This window comes from Gilliamella sp. Nev6-6 (assembly GCF_001690605.1).
Classification (GTDB): Bacteria; Pseudomonadota; Gammaproteobacteria; order Enterobacterales; family Orbaceae; genus Gilliamella; species Gilliamella apicola_C.
In genome coordinates, this window is the sequence record NZ_LZHP01000035.1 from 1 (window position 1) to 10,936 (window position 10,936).

General features: G+C 33.9%; 7 protein-coding genes. All 7 read right to left on the reverse strand.

Going from position 1 to position 10,936, the window contains the following annotated elements; all coding sequences use genetic code 11:
- A partial coding sequence (locus A9G42_RS04800) for a hypothetical protein (protein ID WP_143426101.1) occupies window positions 1–373 on the reverse strand: 373 nt, incomplete at its 3' end.
- 549 nt (window positions 374–922) lie between these two features.
- On the reverse strand, window positions 923–1,144 hold the full coding sequence (locus tag A9G42_RS04805; RefSeq protein WP_065652788.1) for a DUF7336 domain-containing protein: 222 nt from the start codon (window positions 1,142–1,144) through the stop codon (window positions 923–925).
- 56 nt (window positions 1,145–1,200) lie between these two features.
- Window positions 1,201–1,413, reverse strand: coding sequence for a hypothetical protein (locus A9G42_RS04810; protein ID WP_065580318.1), 213 nt, complete (start codon window positions 1,411–1,413; stop codon window positions 1,201–1,203).
- Between the two features lie 46 nt (window positions 1,414–1,459).
- The gene (locus A9G42_RS04815) at window positions 1,460–2,092 is read right to left on the reverse strand and encodes a hypothetical protein (RefSeq protein WP_065580319.1); all 633 of its coding nucleotides are present in this window, start codon (window positions 2,090–2,092) and stop codon (window positions 1,460–1,462) included.
- A 17-nt stretch (window positions 2,093–2,109) separates the two neighbouring features.
- Window positions 2,110–6,249 carry an RHS repeat protein gene (locus A9G42_RS04820; protein ID WP_179854601.1) on the reverse strand — a complete coding sequence of 1,380 codons (4,140 nt, stop codon included), beginning with the start codon at window positions 6,247–6,249 and terminating at the stop codon, window positions 2,110–2,112.
- An 86-nt stretch (window positions 6,250–6,335) separates the two neighbouring features.
- Window positions 6,336–10,097, reverse strand: coding sequence for an Ig-like domain-containing protein (locus A9G42_RS04825; protein WP_065652790.1), 3,762 nt, complete (start codon window positions 10,095–10,097; stop codon window positions 6,336–6,338).
- 34 nt (window positions 10,098–10,131) lie between these two features.
- A partial coding sequence (locus A9G42_RS13830) for a rhodanese-like domain-containing protein (RefSeq protein WP_179854602.1) occupies window positions 10,132–10,936 on the reverse strand: 805 nt, incomplete at its 5' end.

Below are 10,936 nucleotides of genomic sequence, written 5' to 3' on the forward strand. Positions count from 1 at the left end.
TAGCTTTAGCCTCAGCTTCAGCCTCAGCTCTAACTATAGCTTCATCTTCAGCTATAGCTATATCCATAGCTTTAGCTGAAGTAATAAGTAACCCAGGTAAATAATAAGCATAGGCTGATGGAGTAAATACATATAAAGCATCATCATAGTTTACGTATATATCAAGAGTGATATCTTGCCAATTCTTACCCAAAAATTGTTTTAGCGCTATTTCATCATCAGGCATTATTATTGTTGCAGTTTCAAAACTTAATTCCCACATATCTTTCGGACGCTCTCGCCAAGAAAATGCCTCCGTTATTTTATTGAATAATATTTTTTCATATATAACATCATATTTTTCCTGTTCAGGTGCTATTACCTTTTTCACCATTGAAGTTCCTTTTTTAATTTATCACTAATTTTATAACATCTTTTAATTTCACTATCTATCTGATTGATACTCATCAAAATATTTGGACAGGTTATACTAATTAGTATCCGCTTTATCAGGTTATTGTTACGATAAACAAAAGAACAAAAGAAATCACCGATGACAAATCGCATTTCAAGAAGAAAAAAACGCCGTTTTACTTACCAATTAAAAAAACAAATGGTGATTCTATATCAACATGCTAAAAAATAAACAAATATTATTACTGAATATGACATCACTAAATCCGCATTAGATAAGTGGATAAAGCAATATCAAACCACTGCCTATTGTTTAAACTCTGCGCTAAATTTTTTGATCCATAATATGTTCTCCTATGATTTGTACTATTTTAGGGGGATATTTAAACCTACTTCACTGCCATTTTTCTTAGGCTTTTTATCCATTTTGTATCTACCTATTTTTTACCCATTCGCTTAGTTCAAAATAGGCAAATACATAAATTTATTTACAGCGCCATCAATGAACTGTAAAAGTTATTCATTAAATCTACTCAGGTAAATCAACAAAGCCATCCGCCCAACCATCACGATTAACAACATCTTCAATAATCTGAAAACCATCGGGAAAATCAATAAATCCTGGTTTATTTTTGTGTCTTTCTATAGCCAATTCAGCTTGCTTATAACTACTATAAATGCCGACCATTTTTACGTCCTCATCATCTGTATCTTCATAAATAATATGATATAAAAAATAAACTTTTTGCATCTCCTTACTCCTATATTTTATTCGGTTCACAAATTTATTTATAAGTTCAATACAACCTAGTCATTAAACCCATCTGCCCAATAATCTTTATCAATAACATATTCATCAATATAAAAGCCATTCGGGTAATCAATAAAACCTGGTTGGTCTTTAACTCTATTTTTTGCTTCTTCAGCTAATTTATAGCTGGTATAAGTGCCAATGTGTTTATTATCCTCATCAGCATTACCTTCATCTCTAATATGATGTAAATGATAGACTTTTTGCATATATTCTCCTGTAATTTATAAAAGCATTTTTAATGCTTGGTATATTTTATTTAATAAAACCTTCACACCAACCATCACGATTAAGAACACCTTTAATAATCTGAAAACCATCGGGAAAATTGATAAATCCTGGTTTATTTTTGACTCTTTCTATAGCCAATTTAGCTTGCTTAGCACTACTATAAATGCCGACTATTTTTACGTCCTCATCATCGGTATCTTCATAACGAATATGATATAAAAAATAAACTTTTTGCTTCTCCTTAAACCCATCAACCCAATAATCTTTATCAATAACATATTCACTAATATAAAAGTCATCCGGGTAATCAATAAAACCAGGTCGGTCTTTAACTCTATTTTTTGCTTCTTGAGCTAATTTATAGCTAGTATAAGTGCCAATTCTCTTTTCATTTTCATCAGCAATAATGATATCTCGAATATGATATAAAACATAGACTTTTTGCATCGCCTTAAACCCATCAGCCCAATAATCTTTATCAATAACATATTCATCAATATAAAATTCATTCGGGTAATCAATAAAACCAGTCAGGTCTTTAACTCTATTTTCTGCTTCTTTAGCTAATTTATAACTACTGTAAGTGCCAATTCTCTTTTTATTTTCAGCAGCAATAGTGATATCTCGAATATAATATAAAACATAGACTTTCTGCATAATTTCTCCTTTATAGTTTATTTAGGATTCTTAAATGATCTATCACCCCATTTTCTAATTTGGTTAAACTCAGTACTACTTCCTTTCAGCCATTTACCTCTTCCATATTTCATATCCATTAATCTTGTAGCAAACTCTTTCCCATTTTCACCAACGTAAGGTCGGTATTGTTTAGCCCAACCGGGTGCGTCTTTTGCCCCCTCTTTACCACTAACCTTTGGTTTTGGAACCTTGTATTTTTTGTTTTTATCATCATCTGGATCTTCATTATTAGAAGAACCTACTCCAGATGTACTATTTTTAGTGCTACTTTTCTTACCAGCTCTATTAACTGAGTTACGATAACATTCTTCATTCCAATGATTATCATAGTCATGCAGATCTACCAAGCTATTTAATACATTACGAGCTATAATGCCACCCACAACTCTTCTCATTAGAGTGGCACATACTGGGTTTGCCGTACATCCCCTTATACCACCAAAGAGAAGGGCTGCTGGATTTTCCCCTAAGGGATCTCGATATAAAAGCGGATTGCCACTGGCATAACTAAAGGTATTTATTCCGCCATTTAAGCCTATCGGATCGCTTTGGATATAACGCCCTATTTTAGGATTATAATCCCTAAAATAATTATAAGAAAGTCCCGTTTCTTGATCATAATATTGCCCAGGAAAACGTAAATTTAAGGTAATTTGGTTATTAGGATCTAATACCGCATTACCAAAAGCGTCACTGTGCATTTTCCATGTTTGTTGGCCTTGATTGTTAATGGCCAGTTGTGGCGTACCTAAATGATCCGTAATGAGATAATGGTAAGACGCAGTTTGTAGCGTCTGGTTAGCTGCAGTTAAACTTGCCTGCCACAATGGGCTTGTTCCCCATTCGGTATCAGGTACCCAACCATAGGCAACCGTCATCTGACCACGATGGTCTAATTCAGCAATCAGACCTTCATTTGTATAAATAAAATAGGTGATATCACCATTAATGGTTTTACTGATACGACGACCAAAAGGATCATATTGATAAGTCGCCAGTTCAGTTGTTTCATCGTTAACGCTGATAAGGCGCTCTGCTGCATTATAGTGATAGCTTAATTTTTTATCTGCACTCACTTCAGTGGCTAACTGACCATTAGGCGTATAAGTCAAGGTGGTTTGACTAGCGCCTTCGCCCCATTTGATTAGCTGATTAAATTTATTGTATTGCCACTCGCCTAATTGTTGCGCACTACCGATGCGATTACCAATCGCATCGTAGCTATAAGACTCTACAGTAAGCCCATTCTTTTGTAGTTCAATATTAGGTTTAGCAAGGATAAGCCGGTCTAATAAGTCATATTGGTAATTGTTTTCCCCGTTTTCTGTTGCGATACGGGTTATATTACTTACCTTATCATAGCTATATTGACGATTTAATAATGTTTTGCGATTCGCCGTTAACCCTATTAGTAAAGGGCGCTGTAATGAATCATACTGCTTAGTTTGCGTTGCATTAGGATAAGTCACTTTAGATGGCATAAACCAGTGGTAATCACTCCACTTAATCACTTCGCCATTAGCCAGTGTTGCCTGTTTTAGTTGTTTTTTATCATATCCATAGGTTATTTTAGTATTATCAGGATAGCTAATAGAAGCTAAATTCCCCTCTTGATCATAAGCATACTGCAAAGTCTTAGTAATACTATCTGCACCTGTGCCATAAGTAATCGTTTCTTGAGTTACTCGACCAAGTTTATCGCGCTGATAAACAAAGTGGGAATGGGTGTCACCAGTTTGTAGTATATCAATTAATTGATTAGCCTGATTATAGCTATAAGCGACAACCTGACTTGAAGTTGTTTGACCTTTTTCAATATAACTTTGTTTTATCAGATTTCCTGCCGCATCGTATTGGTATTGAATACGGTTGCCATTTGCTTGTTTTTTCTCGATTAATTGATTTGCTTGGTTATAGCTATACTCAACCTCATTTCCTAATGCCTTGGTTTCTTTTATAAGATTATTATTTTTGTCATATTCAAATGTGTATTGGTTATCATTTGCATCGGTGACTTGCGTTATATTGCCTAATAAATCTGACAGATAACGGGTTTCATAACCTAAAGCATCTATAGATTTTACTATTTCCCCTAGAGCATTATATTCTGTTTGTGAGACCCGATTCGCTGCATCAATAACACTGATCATTAATCCTAATTGATCATAAATACGATGATTGGTTAATGTAGTATCCTTATCTAATTGCTGATTAATCTCAGTGACTTTATCTAAAGCATTATAATTATATGTCTCAGTAAAGGTTGGATAAATAACTTTAGCTAATAAACCCGCTAAATTAGAACCTTTTTCACCATATTCATAAGTTAAGATATTCCCTGCAACATCTACTTCCTGTATGAGTTTATCATCGGTATTATACGTTTGTTGAGTGACTAACCCCGTTGGGCTAATGGTTTTGATTAGGCGATATAAGTTATCATACTGGTAAGTAGTGGTTTGATTGAGCGCATCAACGACTTTTGTTTCATAACCGTTCTGATTAAAACTGTAACTATATTGGGTCTTATTACCCAACGCATCGACGACTTTGATCAATCTCCCCATTGCATCGTTCGACAAAGATACATTATGATTAAGTGGATCAATAGATTCCGTAAGATAACCCGCTAAATTGTAGTTAAACTGCCATAGTTGTTGTAGTGGGTTTTTTACTGTTTTTACTTGTCCCTGAATATTATAAGTGTATTGTGATTGATAGCCATTACCATCAGTATATGTTGCTATATTGCCATAGCGGTCATAAGTTTGTTGCAATTTAATCGCTTTATCGCCACCACTAATAGTCGCGTCAATTTGTTGACCATAATTGTCATAATTAAAGCTTATAATACGTTGTTCGGGTTTACCTACCGCATATACAACTTCGATAGGATGACCAAAAGCATCGTACTGAAAGTTAATTACATCGCCTTTAGCATTCGTGATTTTTATTGGTTTATTGGCTTTATTGTATTCATAAAGCTCTGTGGCACCATTAGGGTAAGTGATTTTTATTGGATAGTCGGATTGATTATATTGCGTGGTTATTGTTAATCCACGTTGATTAGTATACTTAACCGAATGATTAGCTTTATCGCGTTGATAGGATTCAGTAATACTATCATTTACTGTTTTGGTAATAACACGACCTTTGGCATCAAATACAGTAACTGTTTTTTTGCCTACTGGATCATTAACAGTAATGGTATATTGCTTATTAACGCGATTATATTGACTATTAAAAATTGTTATAGCACCAGTTTTGTCGGTAATTTTACCTACTTGGGCCAATTTTGTATCGCGATTATCAGAACCAGTTGTCACAACTGTTTTTTTTGAAATAACCCCTCCGTCTTTACCACTCATCATAGCGGTTATCGGTGCAGGAGTTGATACGGTGTAATCAATTTTAGTTACACCACCATCTGGATCAGTTTTTTGGTTTAGTTGTCCATTTGCATCGTACCCATAATGCCATACATGACCAAGAACATCCATGACCTTGACCAGTTTATTTCCAGACCATTCATAACTTACAGTTCGCCCTTCACGATCACTAACTTTGATAAGACGTTCTTGATTGTCATAAATAAAACTATATACCTGTTCATCAAAATGATCTTTGATAGCAATACGGCGTCCTTCGTTGTCTAAGATAAAACTAACTTTTACATTATTAATATCACCATATTCTAAAACTCGACCTTTATCATCAAAATTAATCCAATTTCCCTGTTGATCGAACCAATGCCACCCACTATCTGTTTTCTTAATAGATATGTGTTTATAGGTGTATAATTGTTCCTTACCAGTACGTTGATACATGGTACCTGCACGATCAATGGTTTTAACACTATCATCTAATGGATCAAGAACAAAACGTAAATTAGCCCAAGCCGGATTTATATACCAACGACCATTAATCCAAGTTCGATTAAGTTTAACTTCACCACCAAGTACTTTGACCCTTAGGTCAATCGTACTTTCAGTATATTCTGTATTTGGTAATTTAACACTAGCGTCACTTGTACCAGATATTTTTTGTATATCACCATTATAAAGTTGTGCATACGCTATTTTAGATGATGAGGCAATCATTATTGTCATCACCATAAAGATTGCTATATACTTGTTTATATTTTTAATTATCATGTTGCGATCCTTTGTGTTGTTTGACACACTAATTTTCATTTTTTAAATTACCTAGCACCGCTTGCCGTACCGGCACTCGCACAACTAGCTTCTGGAGCACAACCTGGTGCTATTGGCATGGCTAAAGGAGAGCCTAAAGCGCTACCTGAATTAGTACCTGAACCCCAGTCCCAATTAAAATCTGCTAATGAACATTGCCCTACATATTGATAAAAATAACCACCGCTATTACCTTTAGATATGTCGCCATTAGCGCATATACTGTCATGTAGCTCTAAATAAGGCGCTAAATAACAGCTACTAGCCGCATTTTTACTTTTAAATAACATTGTTTCAACCGTTGCTTCTGGTTTAACACTTTGAGTTTGGTTCGGATCAAGGGCGGTGACTCGATAAGCAATAACTCTTTTTTCCTTAGGCAGGAGACTATTAGGTATTTCTCCAAAAAATTCATACTTAAATTTATTATCAGTTTTCGGTAAATTTAATACCACATTTTTAGCCTCTATCAGACCATAGTTAGTGATAGTGAGCTCACCCACTTTTTCCTCACCAATTTGTAAGCCCGCTAAATTAATAGACATAGGTTCTATCAAAACAACAGGTGCTGGTACCAAAGTATTGAAAGTTGCATTTAACTCAATATCATAAACATCTTTAATTGCTGTTTCTGTTGTACCAAATTCAATATTGATGTTTTGGTACTCTAAAAAGATATGTTCATTAATAGTAGTATTAGGGCGAATAACAATGCGACCTGACACATCCGTATGGTTTGGTGCACTCACACGATAGCGATAAACTCCTGTAGGGAGGTTTTCTAATAAGGCGATCCCTTGTTCATTAGAGATAATGCTATATTGTTGAGTAAGCACAGCTTCATTTTGCAACTTAATCGTCGCACCGTTTACGCCTGCAATAGGATTACCTTGTTTATCCAACGTTGCTGTATAGATATCAGCAATATCAAATTGTGCAATACCTAGACCACTTTGTGTCACTGAAATACTGACGGGAATTGATCCTAATATATTGTTATTCTCTGCTATTTTAAGATTAAAACGATAAACACCATCACTTACCTTGTTACCTGGTTGAGCAACAATTTGTAAAGGTAGTTGTTCATCAACAGCAATTGATTCAATTGTTTTATCAGTAGCAATAAATATCCAGTTTGGTGCTGGATTACCACTTTCATCAAGAAGTTCAATTTGAACATTTTCTGCTTTAGTCAATCCTTTATTGCCTAGATGAATATTGGTACTCACCATTGTTCCCTGTTGTACACCCGTTTGAATATAATTTGGAACCGCATAAAGGGTCGGCATTGCTTGTCCTAACTGATAATCAATTTTCAATTTACCTCGTATTAAATCATTTGATTCATCAGCTAAAGCGACAAGATAAATACTTCCTTTTTCGGTTGCTGTATCATCAGCAATGAAATTAATCATGGCCAATTCAGTTTCACCACTATTTATATCAATTGGTTCAGATTTTATTTGTATCCCTTTTGGCAAAATACCATCTGGCTGATTATCTGCAGTTAATACCCAACGTAAATTTTTAGCAGTAATACTCGCTTTAGCTACCATATTTATAGGCATTGCAACGTTACGTGCCGCTTTTAGATGATAATTTTGATAATTAAAGGCGATACGATTAATTTCAAAACTAGCTTGTGAAGTCATAATTAATTCATCAGGATGAATAATGGCTACTTGATATATACCTGCATCGTTTTCTTGAGGCATAAAAGTATAAGAGAAATTTCCTTTATCATCAGTTGCAATGGCAATTTTCCGCTCAAAACCATTAACTTTTAATACTAACTTAACTGGTGCATTAGCAACAACAGTATTATCCTTCCGATAATTCGCCTGTCCTGTAATGGTAATAGGTTGTAGTCCATAGCTAACTTTTGGATTGATATTGGTAACTTTCCCTGTATAAGCTGTCGGTGGTGGTGCAGGAGGTTCCATTTTAACCATTACCTCACGTTCAATTGTAACAACTTTACCACTCGTATTAATCGCTTTAACGGTTAATTTATGTTTACCATTATTTTGTTGTGTTAATGGCCGATGAACTTGATAAGGAGATTTGGTTAATGTTGAAAATAATTGGTCATCAAGGTAAACTTCAACTTTATCAATTCCTAATTCGTCTGTTGCAGATATCTGGATATCCATAGGGGCAAAAATCACTTGATTATCTGCTGGTGTTATAATGGTTGCCTTTGGTGTCGGTAGTTTAAAACTAACTGAAACAGGTTTACTGTGTTCACTTATACCAAAATCATTATTAAGTACCGCCGTTAATTGATAATTCCCCTCGGCTTTAAGATTAACAACTTGATAAAAATAACCATTTTTATCAACTGTAACTGGATCATTAACCACTCTCCCATTTAAATATAGCTGCACTTTTCCAGCTTCCTCAGCTTTACCTTGAACCTTTAAATTTGATATTTTAACCGTGGAATTAGAGACTGGTTGAATTAATATTGGCGCTGTAACACCAATAGCGAAAGGCTCTGTATAACCTGATTCATTACCAGCTTTATCAGTTACATTTAAGCGTGCATATAATACTTCATTATCTTTAACTGGCAAATTCGAAATTTGGTAGCTATTTGAATCAATTTGGATATCTTGATCAATGAGAGGTGTATCAAAGCGCTGGTTAGTTGCTATTTGTAAATGTCCAGATTTAACACCACTTAAATTATCATAAGTTGAAAAAATCACTTTCACTGTATCACTATTAATACGATTAAATTGTTTGAGCTTAACCACTGGTTTTATCGTATCAATAGTCACTAAAGTTGAAAGAGGAGACCACATTTCCCATGTTCCACCATTATTAATACTTCCTCTAATACGTGCTCGATAAGATTGACCATTTTGCAAATTATTAACAAATGTAAATTGACCTACATCGCCAACAACTTCTCTATAAACTGTATTACCAGATGGATCTTGAATATCAATTTCATAACTATTGAGTGGACTAATTTTTTGCCATGACCAGCTTGGCGCTTGATGGCTATAACGGTTAACTAGTATTGGTGCATCTGACGTTAATCCTGAAATGTCAAAAAAATTATAAGATGCATTTTGATCAACAATATATTTACTAAAATCACTATTTGGTGTAAATAAAATCGCTTGTTCTGGTTTAATAACATTTGCAGTATTACAACCTATTTGGGTATAGTTTGAAGTTATGCCTTGGATACCTATTGTAGCACTGCTACCTTTGCTACGTTCGCCTATCAAATAACGATATTGATACTTAATTTGATTAGAGTTTTCATAAAGAATAGCCTGAAATGTTCCCATGGGAAGATTACTACCAAAGTAATACTGGTTAGTCCATTGAACAATTAACCTCCTATTAGGTGCCTCACCCTGAGTTTCATACTGAATAGTCCCTGGCGGCTGGCCTGAAACATCGGTTCTTAAATCATCCCAAAACACATACAGTGTATTATTATAAGAACGAAGACAAGTATTAATATAGGAGGTAGTTGGGTTAGTAAATTGAATCAAACCATTAGTTGTGACATAAAATTTATCAAAATTGCTACCATAATAGTTAAAGCTAAATCCTATTGGAAAAGGACCTGCATATTTATCGTCACCATATAATCCTGTATTTGTAGCAGCATAACTAGAATGATAAACAAATATAGACAAAACAAAGAAAAGGATTGCATATTTATTTTTTTGTTTTATTGATTGTCTTTTTGAGGGCCTTATATTTAATTTTAAAGATAGATTTTTCCATCGTTTATAAACTTTCATTTTTTGCTCCATTAGAGTTAGAAATTTTATTAAATTATAGCGTTAGCCTACAAGGCTTAGACAAACTCTTGCCTGCATTATTAATCAAGTTTGCCTGTTGCTTCACATATTGTTGATAACTAGCTAAACCGCCTTCTAACCAAACAACTTCACTTGGCTCAGGAAACGTTAATTTGCGTTTTAATAATTTGGTGATATGCTCATTAGGGGTTATTAATACATATTGTATAAAGGTATCATTGTTAATAATTTTATTTTTTAAAAAATGTTTTATAGCTAGATGAGATTCTTCTGATAAATTAAAATTTCTAATAGGTTTTTCAGGTAATGTATCAATATCTTGTGGCATTAAACCAATTGTAATGATCTGCCAGTTAATAGTTTTACTGCCTAATAGAAATTCTTCAGGGGTTATTATATTTGATAACTGTAAATTTTGTTTTTTTAGCTTTGACCACGTCCTAATCCCCCCTAATAAAGCAAAAAGATGCTTATAACCTTTTTGCCTTAGCGTATTGATTGTTCGATTAATCGTTTGTTGTTCAAAACCTGTTCCAACTAATACTACTGTTTTATCATAAAGAAAATCCTTTTTTTCTAAATGATTAAGCGGGATAGTTAAAATATCTAATTGATTATCTGAGTTAAATAAATTCGATCTAACATCTATCCATACTACATCATCTGATAAATTACGCGCCTGTTCAATGGTTAACCAAAACGTCTTATCTAATGATTCTTTATGTTGATTAATAGGCAAATGAGTAAAAAGATCTCTATAATTTTGGATATCTTCTTGACAATTATTAATTTCATTTGCAGAAATCTGACAACAAAAA